Annotated in this window: 21 protein-coding genes and 1 tRNA gene; 14 read left to right on the top strand and 8 right to left on the bottom strand. The window is 73.0% G+C overall.

The window, feature by feature from the left end; all coding sequences use genetic code 11:
• Window positions 1–57: 57 nt before the first annotated feature.
• The 5 genes from GA0070613_RS08975 (at window position 58) to GA0070613_RS08955 (ending at window position 8,002) form a co-directional block, all read left to right on the top strand.
• Window positions 58–1,395, top strand: a complete 1,338-nt coding sequence (locus tag GA0070613_RS08975) for an acetyl-CoA carboxylase biotin carboxylase subunit (RefSeq protein WP_089011876.1) — start codon at window positions 58–60, stop codon at window positions 1,393–1,395.
• A gap of 88 nt (window positions 1,396–1,483) precedes the next feature.
• The gene (locus GA0070613_RS08970) at window positions 1,484–2,404 is read left to right on the top strand and encodes a hydroxymethylglutaryl-CoA lyase (RefSeq protein ID WP_089011875.1); all 921 of its coding nucleotides are present in this window, start codon (window positions 1,484–1,486) and stop codon (window positions 2,402–2,404) included.
• A gap of 78 nt (window positions 2,405–2,482) precedes the next feature.
• A complete protein-coding gene (locus GA0070613_RS08965) occupies window positions 2,483–4,015 on the top strand; it encodes an acyl-CoA carboxylase subunit beta (RefSeq protein WP_089011874.1) in 1,533 nt (510 codons plus the stop codon).
• Between the two features lie 116 nt (window positions 4,016–4,131).
• Entirely contained in the window at window positions 4,132–5,286 is a 1,155-nt protein-coding gene (locus tag GA0070613_RS08960) for an acyl-CoA dehydrogenase family protein (RefSeq protein ID WP_089011873.1), read from the top strand.
• 130 nt (window positions 5,287–5,416) lie between these two features.
• Entirely contained in the window at window positions 5,417–8,002 is a 2,586-nt protein-coding gene (locus GA0070613_RS08955) for an ATP-binding protein (protein WP_089011872.1), read from the top strand.
• A gap of 256 nt (window positions 8,003–8,258) precedes the next feature.
• Here GA0070613_RS08955 and GA0070613_RS08950 read toward each other — a convergent pair whose 3' ends face one another.
• Window positions 8,259–8,768: a MarR family winged helix-turn-helix transcriptional regulator gene (locus GA0070613_RS08950; protein WP_089011871.1), complete on the bottom strand. Its 510-nt coding sequence runs from the start codon at window positions 8,766–8,768 to the stop codon at window positions 8,259–8,261.
• 102 nt (window positions 8,769–8,870) lie between these two features.
• Here GA0070613_RS08950 and GA0070613_RS08945 point away from each other — a divergent pair, with 102 nt between their 5' ends.
• Together GA0070613_RS08945 and GA0070613_RS08940 are read left to right on the top strand one after the other, a co-directional pair.
• The gene (locus GA0070613_RS08945; protein WP_089011870.1) at window positions 8,871–9,452 is read left to right on the top strand and encodes a YceI family protein; all 582 of its coding nucleotides are present in this window, start codon (window positions 8,871–8,873) and stop codon (window positions 9,450–9,452) included.
• A gap of 260 nt (window positions 9,453–9,712) precedes the next feature.
• Entirely contained in the window at window positions 9,713–11,191 is a 1,479-nt protein-coding gene (locus tag GA0070613_RS08940; protein ID WP_089011869.1) for a glutamate--cysteine ligase family protein, read from the top strand.
• 185 nt (window positions 11,192–11,376) lie between these two features.
• Here GA0070613_RS08940 and GA0070613_RS34355 read toward each other — a convergent pair whose 3' ends face one another.
• The gene (locus GA0070613_RS34355) at window positions 11,377–12,840 is read right to left on the bottom strand and encodes a hypothetical protein (RefSeq protein ID WP_231929721.1); all 1,464 of its coding nucleotides are present in this window, start codon (window positions 12,838–12,840) and stop codon (window positions 11,377–11,379) included.
• Between the two features lie 118 nt (window positions 12,841–12,958).
• On the opposite strand from GA0070613_RS34355, the gene GA0070613_RS08930 reads away from it, so the two are divergent.
• The gene (locus GA0070613_RS08930) at window positions 12,959–13,651 is read left to right on the top strand and encodes a PASTA domain-containing protein (RefSeq protein WP_089015836.1); all 693 of its coding nucleotides are present in this window, start codon (window positions 12,959–12,961) and stop codon (window positions 13,649–13,651) included.
• A 100-nt stretch (window positions 13,652–13,751) separates the two neighbouring features.
• Window positions 13,752–14,462 (top strand): PASTA domain-containing protein, encoded by a 711-nt coding sequence (locus GA0070613_RS08925; protein ID WP_089011868.1) that lies wholly within the window; start codon window positions 13,752–13,754, stop codon window positions 14,460–14,462.
• 3 nt (window positions 14,463–14,465) lie between these two features.
• On the opposite strand, the gene GA0070613_RS08920 is transcribed toward GA0070613_RS08925, so the two are convergent.
• On the bottom strand, window positions 14,466–14,921 hold the full coding sequence (locus GA0070613_RS08920) for a hypothetical protein (protein ID WP_089011867.1): 456 nt from the start codon (window positions 14,919–14,921) through the stop codon (window positions 14,466–14,468).
• A 99-nt stretch (window positions 14,922–15,020) separates the two neighbouring features.
• Window positions 15,021–15,305 carry a hypothetical protein gene (locus tag GA0070613_RS08915; protein ID WP_089011866.1) on the bottom strand — a complete coding sequence of 95 codons (285 nt, stop codon included), beginning with the start codon at window positions 15,303–15,305 and terminating at the stop codon, window positions 15,021–15,023.
• 631 nt (window positions 15,306–15,936) lie between these two features.
• Between GA0070613_RS08915 and GA0070613_RS08910 the strand changes: the two genes are divergently transcribed.
• The 3 genes from GA0070613_RS08910 (at window position 15,937) to GA0070613_RS08900 (ending at window position 17,580) form a co-directional block, all read left to right on the top strand.
• A complete protein-coding gene (locus GA0070613_RS08910) occupies window positions 15,937–16,818 on the top strand; it encodes a helix-turn-helix domain-containing protein (protein ID WP_089015835.1) in 882 nt (293 codons plus the stop codon).
• The gene (locus GA0070613_RS08905) at window positions 16,788–17,009 is read left to right on the top strand and encodes a DUF397 domain-containing protein (protein WP_089011865.1); all 222 of its coding nucleotides are present in this window, start codon (window positions 16,788–16,790) and stop codon (window positions 17,007–17,009) included. Before GA0070613_RS08910 ends, GA0070613_RS08905 begins: the two co-directional genes overlap by 31 nt.
• 169 nt (window positions 17,010–17,178) lie before the next feature.
• On the top strand, window positions 17,179–17,580 hold the full coding sequence (locus GA0070613_RS08900) for a hypothetical protein (RefSeq protein ID WP_089011864.1): 402 nt from the start codon (window positions 17,179–17,181) through the stop codon (window positions 17,578–17,580).
• Here GA0070613_RS08900 and GA0070613_RS08895 read toward each other — a convergent pair.
• A complete protein-coding gene (locus GA0070613_RS08895) occupies window positions 17,548–18,147 on the bottom strand; it encodes a hypothetical protein (protein WP_089015834.1) in 600 nt (199 codons plus the stop codon). The genes GA0070613_RS08900 and GA0070613_RS08895 overlap by 33 nt on opposite strands.
• Window positions 18,148–18,362: 215 nt before the next feature.
• Between GA0070613_RS08895 and GA0070613_RS08890 the strand changes: the two genes are divergently transcribed.
• Entirely contained in the window at window positions 18,363–20,372 is a 2,010-nt protein-coding gene (locus tag GA0070613_RS08890; RefSeq protein ID WP_089011863.1) for a S8 family peptidase, read from the top strand.
• 94 nt (window positions 20,373–20,466) lie between these two features.
• On the opposite strand, the gene GA0070613_RS08885 is transcribed toward GA0070613_RS08890, so the two are convergent.
• The 3 genes from GA0070613_RS08885 to GA0070613_RS08875 form a co-directional block, all read right to left on the bottom strand.
• Complete coding sequence (locus GA0070613_RS08885; protein ID WP_089015833.1) at window positions 20,467–21,273, bottom strand: WecB/TagA/CpsF family glycosyltransferase; 807 nt, start codon at window positions 21,271–21,273, stop codon at window positions 20,467–20,469.
• Window positions 21,270–22,343, bottom strand: a complete 1,074-nt coding sequence (locus GA0070613_RS08880; RefSeq protein ID WP_089011862.1) for an NAD-dependent epimerase/dehydratase family protein — start codon at window positions 22,341–22,343, stop codon at window positions 21,270–21,272. The genes GA0070613_RS08885 and GA0070613_RS08880 overlap by 4 nt, the downstream gene beginning before the upstream one ends.
• A 110-nt stretch (window positions 22,344–22,453) precedes the next feature.
• Window positions 22,454–22,536: transfer RNA gene (locus GA0070613_RS08875), tRNA-Leu, on the bottom strand.
• Between the two features lie 209 nt (window positions 22,537–22,745).
• Here GA0070613_RS08875 and GA0070613_RS08870 point away from each other — a divergent pair.
• On the top strand, window positions 22,746–23,537 hold the full coding sequence (locus GA0070613_RS08870) for an FhaA domain-containing protein (protein ID WP_089011861.1): 792 nt from the start codon (window positions 22,746–22,748) through the stop codon (window positions 23,535–23,537).
• Window positions 23,538–23,540: the final 3 nt, after the last annotated feature.

The raw sequence follows: 23,540 nt of genomic DNA, 5'->3' as shown, positions 1-23,540 counted from the left end.
ACCGGCGGCTCGTGGTTACCTGGCAGCCGTCCCCACCATCGGACGCTGGGAGGAAACATGATCGAGTCACTGCTGGTCGCCAACCGGGGCGAGATCGCCCGCCGGATCATCCGCACCGCCAAGCGGCTCGGGATCCGCGCGATCGCGGTGCACTCGGAGGCCGACGCCGGCCTGCCGTTCGTGACCGAGGCCGACGAGGCGGTGAACATCGGCCCGGCGAACCCGGCGCAGAGCTATCGGAACGTCGAGGCGATCCTCGCCGCCGCCAAGTCCACCGGAGCGCAGGCGATCCACCCCGGGTACGGCTTCCTGTCGGAGAACGCGGACTTCGCCCGTACCGTCGAGGCGAGTGGCCTGATCTGGGTCGGACCCGGCGCGGACGCGATCACCGCGATGGGCGACAAGATCAACGCCCGGAACCTGATGGCGGCGGCCGGGGTGCCGGTCGCGCCCGGCACCACCGACCCGGCCGCCGACCTGGCCGCGGCGGTCGCGGCCGGCGCCGAGATCGGCTACCCGGTGATGGTCAAGGCCGCGGCCGGCGGCGGCGGCATGGGCATGGGCGTGGCGACCGACGAGGCGGCGCTCCGCACCGAGTACGACAAGGTGCGCTCGTTCGCCGAGCGGATGTTCGGCGACGGCTCGGTGCTGATCGAGCGGTACTTCCCCCGGGTGCGCCACGTCGAGGTGCAGATCCTCGGCCTGGCCGACGGCCGGGTGGTGGCCCTCGGCGAGCGGGAGTGCTCGGTCCAGCGGCGCAACCAGAAGCTGGTCGAGGAATCCCCGTCCCCGGCGGTCTCGCCGGAGCTGCGCGAGCGCTTCCTGGCCGCCGCGGTGCGGGCCGGCGAGGCGGTCGGCTACCGGAACGCGGGGACGGTGGAGTGTCTGCTCGACCCCGCGACGAACGAGTTCTTCTTCCTGGAGATGAACACCCGGCTCCAGGTGGAGCATCCGGTGACCGAGCTGGTCTACGGGGTGGACCTGGTGGAGGAGCAGCTGCGGGTGGCCGCCGGTCTGGCCCCGACCTTCGACCCGGACGCGCTGGCGCCGCGCGGCCACGCCATCGAGCTCCGGATCAACGCCGAGGACCCGAAGCGCTTCCTGCCCGGTCCGGGCGCGATCGCCACCTGGAACGAGCCGACGGGTTCCGGGGTCCGGGTCGACTCGGGCTACGTCGCCGGCAACACGGTCACCCCGTTCTACGACAGCCTGATGGCCAAGCTGATCGTCAGCGGCCGGGACCGGGCGGAGGCCGTCGAGCGTGCGAAGGCCGCCGTGGCGCAGTTCGAGATCGCCGGCCCGAAGTGCAACCTGCCGTTCTTCGCCGAACTCCTGGAGAACGAGGAGTTCCTCTCCGGCGACTACGACACCGGCATCGTGGGCCGGATGCGCTGACCCGTCGCGTTGGGTGCGGCTGGCGGGGTGGGAGTGGGAGGCTGGGGGGACCCCAGCACAGCGACGCGTCACAGTGAGGTGACCCCTTATGGCGGAACTGCCGGACTTCGTCTCCATCCGTGAGGTCGGGCCGCGCGACGGGCTGCAGAACGAGGACCCGATCCCGACCGATGCCAAGGTGCGGCTGCTCGACGCCCTCTCCGGCACCGGCGTCAGGCGGATCGAGGCGGTCTCGTTCGTGCATCCGAAGGCGATCCCGCAGATGGCCGACGCCGACGAGGTGTGGCAGCGGGCCACGAAGGCGGACGGCGTGCGCTACTCGGCGCTGGTGCCGAACACCCGCGGCGCGCAGCGCGCCCTGGCCGCCGGCTTCACCGAGATCGAGGTGGTGGTCTCGGCCAGCGACACGCACAACCGGCGCAACGTCAACCGCTCGACCGAGGAGTCCCTCGACGACATCGCCGAGCTGATCGACCTGCTGCACGGTGCCGGGGCCCGGGCCGAGGTGATCGTGGCGACCAGCTTCGGCTGCCCCTACGAGGGGGACGTCGACCCGCAGCGGGTCGCCGGCATCGTGGACCGGGTGGTCCGCGACGGCGCGGACCGGGTGGCGTTCGGCGACACCACCGGCATGGGCACCCCGCGCCGGGTCCGCGAGCTGGTCACCGCGGTACGCGACCGCAACGCGCACGTCCCGGTGCTGCTGCACTTCCACAACACCCGGGGTACCGCGCTGGCCAACCTGCTGACCGCGCTGGAGCTGGGGATCACCGAGTTCGACGCCAGCGTCGGCGGCCTCGGCGGCTGCCCGTACGCGCCGGGGGCGAGCGGCAACCTGGCCACCGAGGAGGCCGTGCACATGCTGCACGACATGGGCATCGACACCGGGATCGACCTGGACGCCCTGATCGAGGCCGCCGAGCTGGCCGAGGAGCTGCTCGGCAAGAAGCTCCCCTCCGGTGTCCTCCGCGCCGGCCCTCGCACCCGCCTCACCCCGCTGCCCGCCTGACGCGTCGGCGGGTCGCCGAGCGTCGCGCCGATGCGCTAACCTAACGATCGTTCAGGTCGGTACGGTGAGGGAGTCGGCGTGACGCTCGACGGTGAGGCACTGGAGCAGCTGCGCAAGCGCGCCCGGGCCGGCGGTGCGGACAAGTACCATGCGGCGAACGCCGCCAAGGGCAAGCTCTTCGCCCGGGAGCGGGTCGCGCTCCTGGTCGACGAGGGCTCCTTCGTTGAGGACGGGCTCTACGCCAACGCCATGGCCGACGGGCTGCCGGCCGACGGCGTGGTCACCGGCACCGCCACCATCGACGGCCGCCAGGTCTGCCTGATGGCGAACGACTCCACGGTCAAGGCCGGCAGCTGGGGCGCGCGTACCGTCGAGAAGATCATCCGAATCATCGAGCGGGCGTACTCGACCGGTGTGCCGATGGTCTATCTGGTCGACTCGGCCGGCGCCCGGATCACCGACCAGGTCGACCTCTTCCCCGGTCGGCGCGGCGCCGGCAAGATCTTCTGGAACCAGGTCCGCGCCTCCGGCTCGATCCCGCAGGTCTGCGCGCTCTTCGGGCCGAGCGCGGCCGGCGGGGCGTACATTCCGGCGTTCTGCGACGTGGTGGCCATGGTGGACGGCAACGCCAGCATGTACCTCGGCTCCGACCGGATGGTCGAGATGGTCACCGGCGAGAAGACCACCCTGGAGGCGATGGGCGGGGCGAAGGTGCACTGCGCCGAGTCCGGCGTCGGGCACTTCCTCTGCAAGACCGAGGCCGACGCGCTCGACGTGGTGAAGCGCTACCTGTCGTACCTGCCGGCGAACTGGACGCAGCAGCCGCCGGTCGCCGAGGCCGTCGAGGCGTCCGACAAGGTCGACCTGGCCGCGCTTGTCCCGGCCAGCGAGCGGCAGGCCTTCGACATGCGCCGGTACGTCAAGGGCCTGCTCGACGACGGCTCGTTCTTCGAGATCCAGGCGCTCTGGGCCAAGGAGCTGACCATCGGCTTCGGCCGGCTGAACGGCCAGGTCGTCGGCGTGGTCGGCAACAACTCGATGTTCAAGGGCGGGGTGCTCTTCGTCGACTCGGCGGACAAGGCGACCCGGTTCGTGCAGCTCTGCGACGCGTTCAACGTGCCGCTGCTCTTCCTCAGCGACGTGCCCGGGTTCATGGTCGGCAGCGCGGTGGAGAAGCAGGGCATCATCCGGCACGGCGCCAAGATGATCACCGCGATCTCCGAGGCGACCGTACCCAAGATCTGCGTGGTGGTCCGCAAGGCGTACGGCGCGGGTCTCTACGCGATGGCCGGCCCCGGTTTCGAGCCGGACGCCACGATTGCCCTGCCCACCGCGAAGATCGCGGTGATGGGCGCGGAGGCGGCGGTCAACGCGGTCTACGCCAACAAGATCGCCGCCATCGAAGACGCCGACGAGCGGGCCGCCTTCGTCGCCGCCAAGCGCGAGGAGTACGAGCGGGACATCGACGTCGTCCGGCTGGCCAGCGAGCTGGTGGTCGACGCGATCGTCGAGCCGCACGAGCTGCGCGCCGAGCTGGTCCGCCGGTTCGCCGCCGCCCGCACCAAGGACCGGCACTTCTCCCGGCGCCGGCACGGCGTCACCCCGGTCTGACCGCGCCGCCCCACCGCACCCCGCGACCCCACCGGACCGTCCGGCACAGCGACCAGAACCAGCGACCGCCCGGCGTCACGAGCGACCGGCGGCGCCGTCCTTGACAGGAGGAACCGATGGACTTCCGGCTCAGCGAGGAACAAGAGGCGCTGCGGGAGAGCGTGCGGGAGTTCGCCCGCGAGGTGGTCGCCCCGACCATCGCCGAGCACTACGAGCAGCACACCTTCCCGTACGAGATCGTCCGGCAGATGGGCAAGATGGGGCTGTTCGGCCTGCCCTTCGGCGAGGAGCACGGCGGCATGGGCGGCGACTACTTCGCGCTCTGCCTGGCGCTGGAGGAGCTGGCGCGGGTCGACTCCAGCGTGGCGATCACCCTGGAGGCGGCGGTCTCCCTCGGCGCGATGCCGATCTACCGGTTCGGCACCGACGAACAGAAGTCGCAGTGGCTGCCGAAGCTGCTCAGTGGCGAGGCCGTGGCGGGCTTCGGGCTGACCGAGCCCGGCTTCGGGTCGGACGCCGGCGGCACCCAGACCCGCGCGGTGCTGGACGAGACGACCGACGAGTGGGTGATCAACGGCGCCAAGGCCTTCATCACCAACTCCGGCACCGACATCACCGCGCTGGTCACCGTCACCGCGGTCACCGGCACCAGGCCGGACGGCGCCAAGGAGCTCTCCACCATCATCGTGCCGTCGGGCACGCCGGGCTTCACGGTCGCGCCGGCCTACTCCAAGGTCGGCTGGAACGCCTCGGACACCCACGAGCTGACCTTCGACGACTGCCGGGTCCCGGCGGCGAACCTGCTGGGCGAGCGCGGCCGGGGCTTCGCCCAGTTCCTGCGGATCCTCGACGAGGGGCGGATCGCGATCGCCGCGCTGGCCGTCGGCCTCGCCCAGGGCTGCGTCGACGAGTCGATCAGGTACGCCAGGGAGCGGCACGCCTTCGGTCAGCCGATCGGCAACTACCAGGCGATCCAGTTCAAGATCGCCGACATGGAGCTGAAGGCGCACACCGCCCGGCTGGCGTACTACGACGCGGCGGCCCGGATGCTCGCCGGCGAGCCGTTCAAGCGGCAGGCCGCGATCGCCAAGCTGCACGCGAGCACCGTCGCGGTGGACAACGCCCGCGAGGCCACCCAGATTCACGGCGGCTACGGCTTCATGAACGAGTACCCGGTCGCCCGGTTCTGGCGGGACGCCAAGATCCTGGAGATCGGCGAGGGCACCAGCGAGGTGCAGCGCATGGTCATCGCCCGCGACCTCGGCATGTGAGGTGAAGCAGACCCGTCCGGGCCGGTCGAGGTCCGGGCGGGTCGCGCTGCTGTCGGATATCCGCGACGGAACGTCGGCTGGCCGACGATGACCTGCCGGCCGTCGCACCCGATCCGTACTCTTCGTGCCCATGACGCCGGATCATGATCGTTCGCGGAGCCCGGCCGGTCGTACCCTGCTGTCCGATCTGCTCCGCGGGCACCGGCTCGCCGCCGGCCTCACCCAGGCGGAGCTGGCGGCGCGGGCGGGCGTCGGGGTGCGGACCGTCCGCGATCTGGAGCGGGGCCGGTCCGTGCGCCCCCAGCGCACCACGGTCGAGCTGCTCGCCGACGCCCTCGGCCTTACCCACGCCGCCCGGACGACCTTCCTCGCGGCGGCCCGGCCGTCGCCCGCCGCCGGGTCGCGCCCGGCCGGACGCCACCTCCCGGTCACCGGCCCGGGCGCCGACCCCTCCGGTACGCCGATCGCGCTCCCGCAGCCGGTCCCGCTGATCGGCCGGGATCGCGACGTCGCCGAGGTCGCCGCCCTGCTGACCGCCGACCATCCGGTGGTGAGCCTGATCGGGCTGGCCGGCGTCGGCAAGACCGCGCTGGCCCTGGCGGCGGCCCACGCCGTCGCCGCCGACCACCCCGCCGGTGTCGCCGGGGTGCTGGTCGGCGAGGGCTCCGACGCGGTGGACGTGCTCGCCGCCTCGGCCGCGGTGTTCGGCGTGAACCGGCTGCGCGACCTGGCCGGCCGGTTCGGCGGACGACCGGCGCTGCTGTTGGTGGACGCGGTGGAACGGGCGCCCGACCCGGTGGCCGAGGCGCTGCGCCGGCTGCTCGCCGCGGCGCCGACCCTGCGGGTGCTGGTGACCGGTCGGCATCCGGTCGGCCTGCGCGGTGAACTGGTCCGGCCGGTGGCGCCGCTGGACGTACCGCCGGCGGGGACGGTGCCGGCGGGCCGGGCGGAGCTGGACCGGTGGCCGGCGGCGGCGCTCTTCACCGCCCGCCTCGCCCAGGTGCGCCGCGAGCCGCCCACCCTCGCCGAGCTGCCCGCGGTCGCCGCGTTGGTCCGTCGGCTGGGCGGGCTGCCGCTGGCGATCGAGTTGATGGCCGCCCGCGGCCGGATCCTCGACGTCACGGAGCTGCTCGACCGGTACGGCGACCGCGTCCTCGACCTGGCGACATCCGAGGGTCGGCCGGGCCGGGACCCGGCGGAGGGCGCGGTGACCCTCCGCGACGCGGTGGCGACCAGTTACCGCCTGTTGGCGCCCGGGGAGCGGGCGGCGCTGCGCCGGCTCTCCGTGTTCGCCAACCGCTGGTCGGTGGAGCTGGCCGAGGAGCTGCTGGCCGACGGCGGCGACCGGGCGGACGCGGTCCCGCTGCTGGACCGGCTGCTCGAACTCGGGCTGCTCAGTGTCCGGGGTACGGCTCCGTTCCGGTTCCGCCTCCTCGACGCGGTACGCGACTTCGCCACCGAGCAGGCCGGCCGCGAGGGGGAGCTGACCCGCGTACGGCGGCGGCACGCCCGGGTGGTCACCGGGCTGGTGGTCCGGACCGCGCCGGACCTGGTGGGGGCGGAGCTGGCCGTCGCCGTGCACCTGCTCGACGAGGCGACCAGCGACATCACCGCCGCCCTGGCGCACGCCGCCGTCGACGATCCGGTCACCGCGCTGCGGCTGGCGGCCGCGCTGCCGCGGTGGTGGCGGTTCCGGGGGCGGGACGTCTCCGGGCGCCGGTGGCTGCACCGGTTGCTGGCCGATCCGCGTACCGCCGACGCCGATCCGGTGCTGCGGGCCTGGGCGCTGCTCGGGGTGGCCCAGCTGGCCGCCGAGCACGGCGCGGGGGCGGACGAGCTGCCGGCGGCGCGTGCCGCGTTGGACGTCTTCCGGGACGCCGACGAGGTGTCCGGAGAACTCTCCGCGCGGTCGGTGCTCTGCGCGCTGCTGCACGCCACCGGTGGCCACAACGAGGCGAGGGAGCACGCCGAGGCGGCGCTGGAGCTGGCCACCCGGCACGGCCGGGTGCGGGACATGGCGGTCGCCCAGAACAACCTGACCTGGCACGACATCCGGGTGGGCGACCTGGCCGGGGCGCGACGTCGACTGGCCGCGGTGGACCGGCTGGCCGCCCAGTGCGGGGAGCGGCGGCTGCGGGTGCTCGCCCGCGCGAACCTGGCCGAGGTGAACCGCCTGGAGGGCCGGTACGCCGACGCGGTGGAGCAGGGCGGGCGGGTGGCGACGGTGCTGGCCGAGCTGGGCGACCCGGGGCACCGCCGCCGGGTCCTCGGCACGGTGGGGCTGGCGCTGGCTCAGGATGGCCGGGCCGCCGAGGCGCTGGAGGTGGTGGCCGAGCTGCGGTCGGGAACGGCCGATTCCCCGGTGCCCGGGCAGCGCCGCCCGCCGCGGGGCGCGGGGGTTGCCGCTGCCGGGCGACCGGAGGACGCGGTGTGCGCGCTGATCGAGGGCAACCTCGCCCTGTACCAGGGTGACCGGGAGTTGGCGGCCGAGTGGTTCGCCGCTGCGGCCGAGGCGGGCGCCGACGGCCAGGACCGGCGGGACGTGGTGGAGGCGCTGGTCGGGCTCGCGGCGAGCACGGCCGACGTGACGGTGCTGGCTCGGCTGGACGAGGTCCGCCGGGCGGGCGGGATCAGTCTGCTGCCGCAGGAGGAGTCCCTGCTGTACGCGTTGGTGGCGCGTCGCGCGGCCGACGCCCGGCGGGGTGCGCCGGGCTGATCATGCCGTTGGTCGGTGCGGGAACCTCGACCCGGGACGGTGTCCGGGGGGAGGGGGCGCGGGGGTGGCGCGAGCGAAAAAGCCCCCTGGTGTTGCCCCTCGCTCATCGCTCGCGCCGGCACCCCCCGGTGCGCCCCCGCTGACGGAAGCCTATCCGCCACCGGTGGGCTATTTGGTGGGTTTTAGACGGGTGTAGACCTGGAATAGGTCGCTTCTGCCGGTCTTTCTGCCGGTGGGCGGGGACGGCGGATTCCGGTCAGGAGCCGGTCTGCGCCGGTGTCTTGGTCGGCGCGGGGTCGGTGCTGCCGGCGGTCGCGCCCGGGTGGACCGCGTCGCGGACCCGGCGCAGCCCGTCCAGGAGAGCCGCCAGCGCGGCCGGTTCGAGCTGTCCGGTGAACCACTCCTCGATGAGCCGCAGGTGCCCGGGGAGGATCTCGTCCAGCCGGGCCAGGCCGGCGGCGGTGACCACCGCGTACGAGCTGCGTCGGTCGGAGGGGCAGGCCCGGCGGCAGATCAGGCCGTCCCGCTCCATCCGGTCGACCACCCGGGTCACCCCACTGGTGGAGAGGGAGGTCTGCGCGGCGAGGTCGGTCATCCGCAACTGGTTGCCGGGTGAGCGGGCGAGCCGGGTCAGTACCTCGAACTCGACCGGGGAGAGGCCGTATTTCTCCAACTGGGCGGCGAACCGCGCCGACAGGCCGGCGTGCGCCTCGTGGAGGAGGCCCACGGCGGTGATCCGGGGGTCGTCGAACACGTTCTGGTCCACGCACCCATCCTAGCAGTACTTGACACACGGAATATTGCTGTGCTTATAGTTGCTTAGTCAGTCGTTGGGCTACTCAATCATCTCTCCTGGAGGACAGCACCCATGACCAGCAGCACCGAAGCGGTTACCCGCGACTGGGCAGGGCTCACCATCCCGGCCGCCGGCACCTACCTGCTGGACGCGGCTCACAAGCGGGTCGGGTTCGTCGCCCGGCACATGATGGTCAGCAAGGTGCGCGGTGAGTTCGCCGAGGCGGCCGCCACGATCACCGTCGCGGAGGACCCGATGGAGTCCGCCGTCACCGCCACCATCCAGGCGGCCAGCATCCACACCGCAATGGCCGACCGTGACGCGCACCTGCGCAGCGGGGACTTCCTGGACGTGGAGAAGTTCCCGACGCTGGAGTTCCGCAGCACCGGTGTGAAGTCCCGGAACGGGAACGAGTTCATCCTCGCCGGCGAGCTGACCATCAAGGACGTCACCCGTCCGGTGGAGCTGGAGGTCGAGTTCGAGGGGGTCGGCCGCAGCCCGTTCGGTCAGGACATCTTCGGCTTCTCCGCCAGCACCGAGATCGACCGCGAGGCCTTCGGCCTGACCTGGAACGTCGCCCTGGAGACCGGCGGCGTCCTGGTCGGCAAGAAGATCAAGATCGAGATCGAGGGCGAGGCCGTCCGCCAGGCCTGATCAACCCGTACGATCCGACGGGCCCGCGCTGTCACTTCGACGGCGCGGGCCCGTTCGCGCGCGCCGGTCCGGGTGTGAATTGTCACGACTCATTCGGCCTCGCCCTCGGTGTTCCGGGCACCGGCTGGGTAGAGATGCCGCCGGGAGCGCATCGCGGGAGGGTCCCCCTGGTCTCGGCCATGCGGGCGCTCCTAACGTGAATGGTTCACAATGCGTTCCGGAGCGGTACGGTTCCGTTGCGCCTCGCGCCGGGAGGACACATGGGCAGGGACGTCGAGCAGGGCGCCTTCTCCCGGGAGGACCGGGTCCGCTACCGGCAGAAGGTCCGGCGGTGCCTGGATGTCTTCGCGCTGATGCTGGACGACTTCGGGTTCGACGCCGACCGCCCGATGACCGGGCTGGAGATCGAGCTCAACCTGGTCGACCCGACCGCCGAGCCGGCCATGCGCAACGACCAGATCCTCGCCGACATCGCCGACCCGCTCTTCCAGACCGAGCTGGGGCAGTTCAACCTCGAGCTGAACGCCCCACCCCGGCTCATCGAGGGCGGCGGCCTCGCCGACTACGAGCAGGACCTGCGCAGCAGCCTCAGCCGCGCCGACGAACGCGCGGCGAAGTCGGACGCCAGGATCGTGCTGGTGGGCATCCTGCCCACCCTCACCGAGCGCCACCTGGTCGCCGACAACCTCTCCACCAACGAGCGCTACCGGGTGCTCAACGACCAGATCGTCGGCGCCCGGGGCGAGGACATCGAGCTGGACATCAGGGGGGTCGAGCGGCTGCAGACGCACACCGACTCGATCGCCCCCGAGGCCGCCTGCACCAGCCTCCAGTTCCACCTCCAGGTCGCGCCGGACAGCTTCGCCGACTACTGGAACGCCTCCCAGGCCATCGCCGGGGTCCAGGTCGCGATCGGCGCCAACTCGCCGTTCCTCTACGGCCGACAGCTCTGGGCGGAGACCCGGATCGCCCTCTTCGAGCAGGCCACCGACACCCGCCCGGACGAGCTCAAGGCGCAGGGCGTACGCCCCCGGGTGTGGTTCGGCGAGCGGTGGATCACCTCGATCTTCGACCTCTTCGAGGAGAACGTCCGGTACTTCCCGCCGCTGCTGCCGATCTGCGCGGACGAGGACCCGGTCGAGGTGCTGCACGCCGGCGGGGTGCCCGAGCTGAGCGAGTTGCGGCTGCACAACGGGACCGTCTACCGCTGGAACCGGCCGGTCTACGACATCATGAACGGCCGCCCGCACCTGCGGGTGGAGAACCGGGTGCTGCCGGCCGGCCCGACCGTGGTGGACATGCTGGCCAACGCCGCCTTCTACTTCGGGCTGGCCCGGGGGCTGGCCGAGTCGGACCGGCCGATCTGGAGCCAGCTCACCTTCAGCTCCGCCGAGGAGAACTTCCACGCCGCCGCCCGCCGCGGCATGGACGCCGTGCTGCACTGGCCCCGGCTGGGCGAGGTTCCGGTGACCAAACTGGTGCTCGACGTCCTGCTGCCGAAGGCCGCCGACGGGCTGGACCGGTTCGGCGTCGCCCCGGCCGAGCGGGACCGGCTGCTCGGCGTCATCGAGCAGCGCTGCCGTACCGGCCGCAACGGGGCGGTCTGGCAGACCGAGACCGTCTGGGCGGCCGAGCGGCACCGGGGCATGGACCGGGACGCCGCGCTGCACCACATGCTCCAGCGCTACGCCGAGCTGCAGCGCGGCAACGAGCCCGTGCACACCTGGCCGGTCGACTGAGCCGCCGGGTCCGCGCCACGCCGGCTTCCCCGGCGGTACGACCGACCGCGCCGGCCCGGGCTCACCGAGCCACCGGTCGCGACGTCGGTGCGCGGCGAGGCCGTCCCGCCGGCGGACCGTCTCAGCTCGACCGGACGGGCAGCTGTTCGCCGGCCTCCGGGCCGGGACGGACGCGCGCGGCGGGATCAGCGGCCGCGGCGGCCGGGTCGGGTCTTCGGGCCGGTCGTCGGCGCGGTCGTCGGGCCGCTCCCCGGCTGGTCGGGTCCGCCCGCCTCGCCCTTCGCCGGGACGTCCGCCGATGCCGTGTCGGGTGCGGCGGGGACCTCCGCCGACCCCGCGTCGCCCGCGGGCGGGACGTTCCGGTCGGACGCCGTCCCGGTGTCCGGGCCGGACGCCGCCGGGCCGGTCGCCGCCGCGCCCCGCTCGGGCGGTTGTGCGCGGCCGCGACGGGTGGCCGGGCGGTTCGAGGCGGCACCCGTGGCCGGACCGGGCGAGGTGGCTGGTTCCGCGACCGTCAGCCCCGCCGCGGTTCCCGTCGCGCCGGCCGCCCCGGCGCCACGCGTCGCTCCGGCGGCGGGCCGCCGGCTCGATCGGCCCGTCCGGCCGCCGGCGGCCGGCTCACCGGTCCCCGTCGCCGCGTCGGCGTTCTCCGGTGCGTCGCCGGCGGGCGGAAGGTCGAGGGTTCCCCGGCCGGTGCCGGTCGAGAGGTCGTCGTGCTCGGCGGTGCGCTGCCGGGGCAGGATCACCCCGGCCCGCGCGGCGTTGCGGCGCTCCGCCCGCTGGGCCAGCGCGGCCACCAGGACCGAGCCGCCCACCCCGGCAAGCACCGCGTACGGGGCGATCAGGTGGGCCGAGACCTGCTCGGCGGCGATCGCGGCGAGCCTCGGCACGGCCAGCAGGTACGCCACCGCCACGAGCAGCGGTCCGGCCGCGCCGGACGCCGCCGCCCCGACCCGCCGCTCCGGCAGCCGGGCGGTACGCCGAGCGGCCAGCACGCCGATCACCAGCGCGGAGCCCATCGCCAGGAGCGCCCCCGGCCAGTAGAAGTAGTCCCGGATCCAGAACCGCTCGCTGTCCGCGCTGATCTGCCAGATGCCGAGCTGCGCGCTGGTCAGGCCCCGCCCGGCGAGCACGCTGTCGACCACCGAGACCACGGCGAGCAGCCAGAGCCACCCGGTCGTGGCGATCAGGTTGGTCGCGGCCGCCCGCGAATGCAGCGCCCAGGTCGCCACCACCACGCCGACCAGCAGTCCGACGGCGGCGTAGCCCGCGGCGACGGTCTGCGGCGAGAAGGTGTCCGGCACCCGCGCCGCGCGGGCCGGCACGGCGACCAGGAGCACCGTGATCAGCGCGCCGACCGCCCCGGCGACGGCCAGGGTGATCTTCCCCAGCGTCCCGCCCGGCTCCTCGTCCTCGCCGCCCCGCGCCCGCAGCCGCTGCGCGCAGACGGCGCCCGCGACCACCGAGGTGGCCGAGATCCAGGTGGCCCAGGCGAGGCTCGCCACCCACGCCGCCTCCACCGTGGCGGCCTCGGCCGGCGTCCAGTTGATGATGCCCAGGCCGTAGCCGAAGCCCAGTTGCGCCGCGCCCGCAGCGGCAGCGACGCCGATCGCGATGGCGACCGATCCTCCCCAGCCCAGTCTGGCCATGCCGGGGAGCGTAGCGTCCCAGGGTCGACGCGGCGAGTCGTGGCGGTCGGCCGGTTACCGGCCGTAGGCGGGTTTGGTGGCGGCGGCTACGGTCGCCGGTGATGAGGCGGTGGACGCGATGACGGACGGGTACCCCGAGCGGCAGACCTCACCCGGGCCCGCTGGCCCGGGGCCGGACCGGGCCAGACTGCTGCTCGGCGGTGGCCTCGCGGTGGCGCTGCTGGCCGTGATCGGTGCCAGCGGCGGCTGGATCATCGCCGGTGGCGACCCCGGTCCGGCCGACCGACCGGTCGCGGCGGCGACCACCGCGCCGGCCCCGACCGAGGCGACGCCGGCCACGGACGCACCGCGCACCACGCCCCCGGTGACCCGGACGACCGCGCGGACCACCCCCGCCGGCGGGCTGACCGTGCCGGCGTTGGTCGGCGTCGACTTCGAGGACGCCCGCAGGCAGTTGCACGAGCGGAAGCTCGGCTGGCGGCTGGTCTTCGGCGCGGGCGCCGGCCGGAACGTCGAGCGCACCTCGCCGGAGCCCGGTACGCCGGTGCGGCGGGGCGTCACCGTCACCCTCTGGGTGGCCGGTCCGGCGCCGGCGGTGGCCGTACCGGACCTGGTCGGCGACGACTGCGCCGCCGCCGCGGACGACCTGGTCGAAGCGGGCCTCTACCCGCGCTACCGCACCGGTCGGCGCGGCACCGTCACCGCGCAGGATCCGGCCGCCCGCGCCCCGGCCCGGTGGAACGACCCGGTCGCACTCGTCTGCGGCGACCCGCCGTCGACCACGCCCGACGGTCCGCCGCCGACCCCCTGACCGACGGCTCGCCGCGCTGATCCCCGCCGATGGCGGTCCGGGCCGCTAACTTGGATGATCGAGGGCCAGGGCGCCCGCCCCGGTGGGGAAAGGACGTGCGATGAGCGACGACCGCCAGGAACCACCCGCCGGGGACGACGCCGACGCCACCCGGGCGCTGCCGCCGGACCGTGCCGCCGGCGGGGAGGACGCCGACGCCACGCGAAGGCTGCGGCAGCCCGTCGACCGGACGGCGCCCCTGCCGGCGGCGTGGTCCGGACGAGCCGGGGTGCCGCCGCCCCGACCGGTCGGCTACCAGGAGCCCGGCACCGAGTGGTACACCGAGGAGCAGGCCGGCCGACGCTGGTGGATGCCGATCCTGCTGGGCATCCTCGCGCTGCTGCTGATCGCGCTGATCGGGGTGGGCGTCTGGCTGGCGTTGCGGGCGGCGGACCGGGGCCCCGAGCCGTCCCCCTCGCCCGCGCCGACGACCGCCCCGGCGACCACGGCCGCGCCGACCTCGGCGGCGCCGAGCACCCAGCCGCCGACCACCCCGCCCACCACCACGGCCCCGGCCCGGGTGCCGATGCCGCCGCTGGTGGGGCTGCCGGAGGCGGCCGCCCGGGCGCTCCTCGACCGGTTGGGCGTGGACTACCGGGTGGTGACCCGAACGTCGGACCGGCCGGCCGGCACGGTGATCGAGACCGATCCGGGCGCCGGGGAGCCGATCTCCGAAGGTGACCAGGTCACCGTCGTGGTCGCCGAGGCCGCGGCCCCGACGACCGGCGCCGGCACTCCCACGCCCGGCCCCTCGGCCAGCGGAACCCCCTGATCCTCACCACTGCCGTCGTCTGGTGCCGACCAGGCCGAGCCCGGCCAGCGAGATGGCGAGCCCCAGGAGCCCCGAGTAGAACAGCGACCGGCTGAGGTCCGCCGCCGCCGCCGCCGTCCGTACGCCGGCCGGGCCGGCCGGCCCCTCGGCCACCGCGCCCTCCCCGGCTCCGCCGCCGGCCCGGTCGGGGGTCGCGCGCGGCTGGGCGCCGGGGGCGTCGCCGACCCCGCCGGCCCAGCCGGGCTCGTCCGGCTCGTCGGGCGGTGCGGAGCCCTCCCCGGCCACGGTGATCTCCGGAGCCGGCACGGGCTCAGCCAGCTGCTGGGTGGAGGAAAGGGCGGGGTGGTTGACCGCGACCGCGAGTGCGGTGGCGGCCCCAAGGAGCGCGAGGAGCCCGAAGGCGTAACCGACACGGGACCGGTGGTGCCGCCGCGCGGCGGGCAGATTGACCATGGCCATCCCAGGTTCAGGGTCCGGGACGCGCGGGGTGGAGACTTCGCCGGGGTGGGCGTACCGATTCTATGGCGGCGGCACGCCCCCGACCTGGCAATCGCGGTGTCAGGCCACCTGAACCGGGGTCCGGGCGACCGGCCGCCGGGTGCGTACGGTGTGCGGACGGGGTGCCGGCTCGGCTTGGAGCTGCGTCAGGCCGGCCGACTGCACGAAGATCGACCGCCGGTTGACCGCGTCCCCCGCCGCGTTCAACTCGTAGCCGTCGAGCCACAGCCAGCCGTCGTAGGTCGGCCAGTCGAGCACCCGGATCACCCGGAACATGATGGGACGAAGGAACTGGACACTCGCCGCGCGAGTCACGTTCAGTACGTCACCGGTGCGGGGAAGCACATGGGCTCCTGGGAAGGGTCGGTCGGCGGGCGGGCCGGCGGGAGCTGATCGGGGGACAGTTCGGGCCCGGTGACGGGGTGTGGCCTCGTGGACCGGCTGATCAGTTATTCGGTGCTGGTCGGGCCGTACCCGCGGTGGCGCGCCGCCACCCGACCATCACCCGGCTGCTCCCGGTTACCGCTCCCACCGCCGCAGTCGTCGGGCGTGCAGCGGCGGGGTCATCACCCCGGGGCAGGTCTCGTTACGGCAGTTCGGGCCGGCTCACCCCCCACCGACCAGCGACCGGTGGGATCACCACGCCGGGAGATCAAGTGGAGACGGTGAGTAACCCGTGCCATACGGACAGAGTGCATCAGCGACGTGCTTCATGCAAGTTGCACGTCGACTTTTGCCGATACGCGAGCAGGACACGTGGACGGCATGCTTGATGACCTCGGCACCGGGCGGCACACTGGACGCCGGTTTCGCCCGTCGCGGCCGGTCGACGACCGGCACCACCCCTGCCGCGAACGATCGCCCGCCGTACCACGGTCGCGCCCCGGCGGGGGTCGAGCCGGGCGCGATCGACCGGAGGTGGCCGGGTGAGCGCGAGGGGCCGGGGTTCCCGCACCACGACCCGCGGAGCGACGCGGTGAGCGAGCGACGCAGCCCCACCATCCGACGTCGTCGCCTGGGGGCGGAACTCCGCCGCCAGCGGGAGTCCGCCGGCATCACCATCGAGACGGTCGCCGAGCAGCTCGAGTGCTCGGCCTCCAAGATCTCCCGCATCGAGACCGGCCACACCTCCGCCACCCCACGCGACGTCCGGGACATGCTCCGGATCTACGGGGTGGTGGGCGCCGAGAGCGACGAGCTGGTGCAGATCGCCCGGGAGGCCCGGCAGAAGGGCTGGTGGCACCCGTACAGCACGGTGCTGGTCGGGGCGTACGTGGGGCTGGAGGCGGCGGCCAGCTCGATCCGGGCGTACGAGCAGCAGGTGGTGCCGGGCCTGCTGGAGACCGAGGAGTACGCGGGGGCGATGATCCGGGCCGCCCGGCCCGACTTCACCGCCGACCAGGTCCACCAACGGGTGCGTGTCCGTCTGGGCCGTCAGTCGTTGTTGACCCAGGACGATCCGGTCGATCTGTGGGTGGTGCTCGATGAAGCGGTGCTGAGCCGGCCGGTGGGCGGCGACGCGGTGATGCGTGGCCAGCTCAAACGGCTGGTGGAGGTGGCCGAACTGCCGAACGTGACGTTGCAGGTCCTGCCCTTCGAGGTGGGCGCGCACGCCGGCATGGACGGGACCTTCACGATCCTCAGCTTTCCGGAACCGAGTGATCCAGATGTCGTGTACGCGGAGAACGCCACGGGTGGGCTCTTCCTGGAGAAGAGCGACGAACTGCAGAAGTACAGCTTCATCTTCGATCACGTTCGAGCGGCTGCCATCCGCCCGGAGGAATCGATCGCACACATCGCAAAACTGGCAGAGGAGCCACTGTGGAAATGGCGACCAAGGAGTTCCCCGTGGACCTGACGCAGGCGACCTGGTTCAAGAGCTCGAAGAGCGGGCCGAACTGTGACAACTGCGTGGAGGTCGCGTACGTGACCGGCGCGGTCGGTGTCCGGGACTCGAAGGACAAGACGGGCCCCGCCCTGGTCTTCGCCCCGGACGACTGGCACGCCTTCGTCGCGGGTGCCAGGGGCGGTGTGTTCGCCCGGCCCTGATCCGGCGATCCGGACCTGAAAGCGTGGTCCCGCCCGGCAGCGTGGCCGGGCGGGGCCAGTTCGTCCATCCGCGCCCGCTCACGCGGACCTGCACGGGTCACCCGTCGCCACTTCCGCTCCGCCTCGTTGAACCGCACAGATCGGCAACCGAGCGAGGCAGGCGAGACGGATGACGACGATCGGTTCAGAGAACCTCACCAACGGCCCGGGCAAGCCGGAGCGGTTCGGCGGCAAGTACCGCGGAGCCCGCCGGGACACCGTGCTCACCGAGGTGGTCTCCGCCGACAGCGAGATCGGCGGCCGGGACGCTGCCCCGCCGGAGCAGTCCGGTCCGCCACTGTCCCTGCCGTCGCTGGACCCGAATCCGCTCACCGAGCCGTCGTTCCCGCCGGCCGGTTGGCCGCCGGAGCCCACCGAGTCCCTGGTGGACCACCCGCTGCTGCGCGGCCTGCTGATGGAGCTGCCCCCGAAGGGCAGCGTCCCGCCGCCCGGCTGGCTGGACCGCTGGTTCGACGCGACCCGGGCGATCCTCGAACTGCTATACGTGCAGGGGGCCGGCCGCTCGCGGTGAGGTGACGGCCGCCGGCATCGCCTGCTCGGCGAGCCGGTTGTGCCGCAGCGCGTGGCGTACCCCGATCGCGGCGATCCCCAGGGCGCCGACGGTGACCGCGGCACCGGTCGCGCCGGCACCGGCGAAGAGGTCGAGGCCGGCGGCCGAGACCACGGCCGGGACGGTCGTCAGGGCGGTGACCTGCACCGGCAGCCCGATCAGCGGGTGCGCCGCGGCGGCCCGCAGCCCGTGCGGGGCCGGGGTTTCCGGCGCCCGGGCGAACGCCCCCGCGCCGGCCCGCAGCCGCCGTACCCGCCGGACCGTGCAGACCGCGACCACCAGCGCCGGGGCCGCCGCGAGGGCGAGTCCGGGGGTGGCCCGGTCGACCGGCGTCCCGCCCGCGCTCTGCAGGCCCGCGAGCAGCAGCGCGGCGGTCAGCGCCAGGCCGGCCAGCACCAGGACGGACAACCATCCGGTACGCCGGCGGAGTGCGCGGGCGCTGTCCAGCCGGGGCAGTCCGTCCGCGACCACGGCGGCGGCCACCCAGACGGCGGCGACCGGGAGCAGCACGGCGAGCTGGTCATCCATGCCGCCAGCCTTGCCGAATTCGACGTTCACCGAATCCGGGGCCGTCCCCGGTCCGTCCCGTACGTCAGCCCGTAGGGGGCATCCCACCGGTGATATGGAAACTTCGACATGTTCCACCTTCCTCCCGTTGACCTAATCTCAGCTTGATCGGTCATCGTCGATCTGCCTGACTCGCTGGGCGGACGATCGTGTGCCGGTCGGAGGGAGGTAGGGAGATGGGTCTCCCACACAGGTCCGTACTCGTCGGCGTGGCCGCCCTGACGATGCTCGCGGCGGCCAGCCCCGCGCTGGCCGCCGAACCGACCGGAGTGATCCGGGCCGCCGGCGGCACCACCGCGGTGGCCGACAGCTACATCGTCGTGTTGAAGGACAGTGCCGTCGCCCCCAGCCGGGTCGCCGACACCGCGCGGCGGCTGACCGCCCGGCACGGCGGCAGCGTCGCCCGCACCTGGCGCGCCGCGCTGCGCGGCTTCGAGATCCGGGTCGGCGCGCCGGCCGCCGCACGGATCGCCGCCGACCCCGCCGTGGCGTACGTGGAGCAGAACCACACCGTCTCGATCTTCGGCACCCAGCCGAACCCGCCGTCCTGGGGCCTGGACCGGATCGACCAGCGCAACCTGCCGCTGGACAGCTCTTACACCTACCCGAACACGGCGAGCAACGTGCACGCGTACATCATCGACACCGGCGTGCTGTTCGGGCACAACGACTTCGGCGGCCGGGCCGTCTCCGGCTTCGACGCGGTGGACGGCGGCTCAGCTGACGACTGCAACGGCCACGGCACGCACGTCGCGGGCACCGTGGGCGGCTCCTCGTACGGCGTGGCCAAGGGGGCCCAGATCGTCGGCGTCCGGGTGCTCAACTGCCAGGGCAGCGGTACCAACGCCCAGGTGGTCTCCGGCATCGACTGGGTCACCGCGAACGCGGTCAAGCCGGCGGTGGCGAACATGAGCCTCGGTGGCTCCGCCAACAGTTCGATCGACACGGCGGTCACCAACTCCATCAACTCCGGCATCACCTACGCGGTGGCGGCCGGCAACGGCGACATCCTCGGCAACCGGCAGAACGCCTGCAACTACTCCCCAGCCCGGGTCGCGTCGGCGATCACCGTCGGCGCCACTCAGAACAACGACGCCGCCGCGAGCTTCTCCAACTACGGCACCTGCGTCGACATCCTGGCGCCGGGCGTCAACATCACCTCCGCCTGGTACACCAGCAACAGCGCGACGAACACGATCAGCGGCACCTCGATGGCCTCGCCGCACGTCGCCGGCGCCGCGGCGCTCGTGCTCTCGGCGAACCCGTCGTGGAGCCCGCAGCAGGTGCGGGACAGCCTGGTCAACAACGCCACCCCGAACGTGGTGACCAACGTGGGCACCGGCACCCCGAACCGGCTGCTCTACGTGGACAACGGCAGCAACCCGCCGCCGACCAACGACTTCTCCCTCTCGGTGTCTCCGACCTCCGGCTCCACCGCGCCGGGCGGTTCGGTGACGGCCACCGTCAACACCGCCACCACCAGCGGTTCGGCCCAGTCGGTCAGCCTCTCCGCGAGCGGCCTGCCGAGCGGCGCCACCGCCTCGTTCAACCCGGCCACGGTGACCTCCGGCGGCTCCTCCACCCTCACCATCACCACGTCGGCCAGCACCCCGGCCGGCACGTACGCGGTGACCATCAGCGGTACGGCGGCGTCGGGCACCAAGACGGCGACCTACGCGCTGACCGTCACCGGCGCCGGTGGCTGCACCGGCACCGGCCAGAAACTCGCCAACCCGGGCTTCGAGTCCGGTAACACCGGGTGGACCGCCACCTCCGGGGTGATCGGCCAGTACGGCTCCTCCGGCCAGCCGCCCCGCTCCGGCACCTGGAACGCCTGGCTGGACGGGTACGGCACCTCGCACACCGACACGCTGGCTCAGCCGGTGAGCCTGCCGGCCGGCTGCTCGTCGTACAGCCTGAGCTTCTGGCTGCACATCGACACCGCCGAGACCACCACCAGCACCGCGTACGACACGCTCCGGGTGCAGGTGCTCAACAGCAGCGGCTCGGTGCTGGCCACGCTCGCCACCTACTCGAACCTGAACAGGAACACCGGCTACGCGCAGAAGTCGTTCAACCTGGGCGCGTACGCCGGCCAGACCATCCAGATCAAGTTCACCGGCGTGGAGGACATTTCCCTGCAGACCTCGTTCGTCGTCGACGACACCGCGCTGAACGTCTCCTGAGCCAACCTTCCCACCGGCGTCCGGCGGTCACCCTGCACGGCTGGCCGCCGGGCGTCGTTTCGGCCGGGGTCCTCCCGGCCGGTCGGCGTCGGGCTCAGACGGCGAAGGTGGCCGGGCGCTCCGTGGCCGGGGGCGGCGGGGTGGCCTTCCACAGGCCGGTCTTCTGCGCCGCCAGGCGGGCCAGGTAGGCCGGGTTGAGGATGACGTACCGCCGCCAGAGCCGCTTCGGCTCCAGGCCGAGCCGCCAGAACCACTCCAGCCCGGCGCGTTGCATCCACGGCGGCGGGTTGCGCAGCAGGCCGGCGTGGTAGTCGAAGGCCGCGCCGACCGCCATCAGCGGCATGTCCAGCAGCGGCCGCATGGCGTACGCGAAGACCTCCTGCCGGGGGCAGCCCAGCCCGACCAGGACGAGCCGGGCACCGCTGGCCTTGATCCGGTCGGAGATCTCGGCGTCCTCGCCGGGCTGCACCTGGCGGAACTTCGACGGCTCGACGCCGGCGATCTTCAACGCCGGGAACTTCTCCTCCAGCGCCGGGATCAGCCGCGCCAGGGTCTCCTCGGTGGAGCCGTACAGGTAGACCGGCAGCCCTTCGTCGGCGCAGCGGGCGAGCACCCGGAGAGTGAGCTCCGGGCCGTACACCCGGTCGGTGAGGCCCGCGCCGTGCAGCAGGTTCAGCGCCCAGCGGACCGGCTGGCCGTCCGGCGTGACCACGTCGAACGAGTTGAGCCGGGCGTTGTGCGCCGGGTCGAGCACGCCGGTCATCACCCCGTGCACGGCCAGCGCGGTCAGCGCCAGCGGGCGGCGCTCCCGCGCCGCGGTGACGACCGCCTCGGTGGCCGCGCCGTAGTCGGTCGCGTCGACGAGCACGCCGAGCACGTTCCGTTTGGTGCCGGTGGTCATGCCTGCGGCACCCACTTGTCCACGTTGGCCTCGTAGATCTCGCGCACGATCATCGGCACGTCGTAGACCTGCTTCCAGTCCGGGTAGTCGGCCTGGAACGCCTCGGTCGAGCCGATCCACCACTTGTGGTCGCCGATCCGGTTCGCCTCGACGTACTCGGTGATCATCTCCTGGCCGGTGATCTGCTCGGCCAGGGCGAACGCCTCGCGGTTGGAGGTGTTGGAGTGCCGGCCGCCGCCCAGGTTGTAGACCGCCGCCGAGCGCGGGTTGCGGAAGAACGCCTCGAACGCCGAGACCACGTCCGAGCTGTGGATGGCGTCCCGGACCTGCTTGCCCTGGTAGCCGAAGATCTTGTACGTCCGGCGCTCCATGTTCGCGCGCATCACGTAGCCGAGGAAGCCGTGCAGTTCGGTGGCGGAGTGGGCCGGACCGGTCAGCGTGCCGCCCCGGAAGCAGGCGGTCTTCATGCCGAAGTAGCGGCCGTACTCCTGGACCATCACGTCGGCGGCGACCTTGGACGCGCCGAAGACGGAGTGCAGGCAGGCGTCGATCGACATGTCCTCGCGAATGCCCTGCTCGTACGGGTGCCCCGGCTCGATCTCCCACCGGGTCTCCAGCTCCACCAGCGGCAGGCTGTTCGGCCGGTCGCCGTAGACCTTGTTGGTCGAGCAGTGGATCACCGGCGCCTCGATGCAGTGCTCGCGGACGTTCTGCAGCACGTTGAGGGTGCCGCCGGCGTTGACGTCGAAGTCGGTGAACGGGTCCCGGACGGCCCAGTCGTGCGACGGCTGCGCGGCGGTGTGGATCACCACGGCGATGTCCCGGCCGTAGCGGGCGAAGAGCTTCGCCAGCGCGTCCCGGTCCCGGATGTCGATGCTGTGGTGCGAGTACGCGGAGCCCAGCTCGTCGGTCAGCCGGCGGACGTTCCAGGCGGTCGACGCCTCGGCGCCGAAGAACTCCTGCCGCATGTCGTTGTCGATGCCGACCACGTCGAGCCCGAGGCCGGCGAAGTGCCGGACCGCCTCGGAGCCGATCAGACCGCCCGAGCCGGTCACCATCGCGACAGTCACACGCCACTCCTGGTCAGTTAGGAGGCAGGGAACCATCGGAGCATAGCGTGACGTCCGGCACGCCCCGATATGACGCGAGGGCCCCGCAAGCTGCGGAGCCCTCGTCAAGGTGGGGAAGGGGGGAGTTGAACCCCCACGTCCTTTCGGACACACGGACCTGAACCGTGCGCGTCTGCCATTCCGCCACTTCCCCGTGGCCTGACCTGGAACACCGTATCCCATCGCGGTCCCGCCACCTGCGGCGGGTGCTCGGACATACTACGCTGTGACCGGTCATCGCCACGAGCGATCACCGTTCGTGGCGGACGAAACTGTAGCACGAGCCGAGGGGTCCGTTCGAACGGACCGCCGGCGGCCGGCCGAGCGGCATGTGAGCTGCGAGGGCGGTGTCCAGATACCATCATTGCCTCGGGACCCGAGGAGGAGCCGGTGAGCGTGCTGCAACGCTTCGAGAAGCGTCTGGAAGGCCTGGTAGAGGGGGCCTTTGCCAAGGTCTTCAAAGGGGTGGTCCACCCCGTGGAGATCCTCAACGCCATGCAGCGGGAGGCCGAGGCGCACAAGGCGATCCTGGCCGGTGGGCGCACGTTGGTGCCCAACCGCTACGTGATCGATCTCTCGCCGTACGACCACAGCAGGCTGGCGCCGTACGCCGCCGCGCTGGCCCAGGAGCTGGCCCAGTCGCAGGCGGAGTTCATCGGCGAGCAGGCCTGGACGGTCTACGGCGACGTGATCGTCGAGATCGAGCGCGGTGAAGGGCTGGACACCGGCATGTTCCGGGTCACCGCCGAGGTCTACACCGGCGGCGACGTCGCCCCGGTCTCCGCGCCCGGCGCCTACGACGCCGGCCCGCCGGCGTACCCGGCGTACGACCAGGGCGGCGGCTACGGCCCCCCGCCCGGTCACGGCGGCGGCCGCAACGTGCGACTGGTCTCCGGCGACGGTCGCACCTACCCCCTCCAGATGGGTTCCACGGTGATCGGCCGCGGTGACCAGGCCAACCTGCGCCTGCCCGACGTCGGGATCTCCCGGCGACACGCCCGGCTGGACTTCGACGGCGGCCAGGTCGTGCTGACCGACCTCGGCTCCACCAACGGCACGATGGTCAACGGCCAGCGCGTCTCCGCCGTCGCCCTCAACCCGGGCGACATGGTCCAGCTCGGCACGACGACCCTGACCTTCCGCGTGGACGGCTGACCC

The organism is Micromonospora inositola (assembly GCF_900090285.1).
Taxonomy (GTDB): domain Bacteria; phylum Actinomycetota; class Actinomycetes; order Mycobacteriales; family Micromonosporaceae; genus Micromonospora; species Micromonospora inositola.
This window is presented reverse-complemented; position numbering and strand designations above follow the sequence as displayed.

What these genes read in the sequence shown, in the direction of transcription:
- GA0070613_RS08975 (WP_089011876.1), top strand. Translation starts at nt 58, where the DNA reads ATGATCGAGTCACTGCTGGTCGCCAACCGGGGCGAGATCGCCCGCCGG.
- GA0070613_RS08970 (WP_089011875.1), top strand. Translation starts at nt 1,484, where the DNA reads ATGGCGGAACTGCCGGACTTCGTCTCCATCCGTGAGGTCGGGCCGCGC.
- GA0070613_RS08960 (WP_089011873.1), top strand. Translation starts at nt 4,132, where the DNA reads ATGGACTTCCGGCTCAGCGAGGAACAAGAGGCGCTGCGGGAGAGCGTG.
- GA0070613_RS08955 (WP_089011872.1), top strand. Translation starts at nt 5,417, where the DNA reads ATGACGCCGGATCATGATCGTTCGCGGAGCCCGGCCGGTCGTACCCTG.
- GA0070613_RS08945 (WP_089011870.1), top strand. Translation starts at nt 8,871, where the DNA reads ATGACCAGCAGCACCGAAGCGGTTACCCGCGACTGGGCAGGGCTCACC.
- GA0070613_RS08940 (WP_089011869.1), top strand. Translation starts at nt 9,713, where the DNA reads ATGGGCAGGGACGTCGAGCAGGGCGCCTTCTCCCGGGAGGACCGGGTC.
- GA0070613_RS34355 (WP_231929721.1), bottom strand. Translation starts at nt 12,840, where the DNA reads ATGGCCAGACTGGGCTGGGGAGGATCGGTCGCCATCGCGATCGGCGTC.
- GA0070613_RS08930 (WP_089015836.1), top strand. Translation starts at nt 12,959, where the DNA reads ATGACGGACGGGTACCCCGAGCGGCAGACCTCACCCGGGCCCGCTGGC.
- GA0070613_RS08925 (WP_089011868.1), top strand. Translation starts at nt 13,752, where the DNA reads ATGAGCGACGACCGCCAGGAACCACCCGCCGGGGACGACGCCGACGCC.
- GA0070613_RS08920 (WP_089011867.1), bottom strand. Translation starts at nt 14,921, where the DNA reads ATGGCCATGGTCAATCTGCCCGCCGCGCGGCGGCACCACCGGTCCCGT.
- GA0070613_RS08905 (WP_089011865.1), top strand. Translation starts at nt 16,788, where the DNA reads ATGGCGACCAAGGAGTTCCCCGTGGACCTGACGCAGGCGACCTGGTTC.
- GA0070613_RS08900 (WP_089011864.1), top strand. Translation starts at nt 17,179, where the DNA reads ATGACGACGATCGGTTCAGAGAACCTCACCAACGGCCCGGGCAAGCCG.
- GA0070613_RS08895 (WP_089015834.1), bottom strand. Translation starts at nt 18,147, where the DNA reads ATGGATGACCAGCTCGCCGTGCTGCTCCCGGTCGCCGCCGTCTGGGTG.
- GA0070613_RS08890 (WP_089011863.1), top strand. Translation starts at nt 18,363, where the DNA reads ATGGGTCTCCCACACAGGTCCGTACTCGTCGGCGTGGCCGCCCTGACG.
- GA0070613_RS08885 (WP_089015833.1), bottom strand. Translation starts at nt 21,273, where the DNA reads ATGACCACCGGCACCAAACGGAACGTGCTCGGCGTGCTCGTCGACGCG.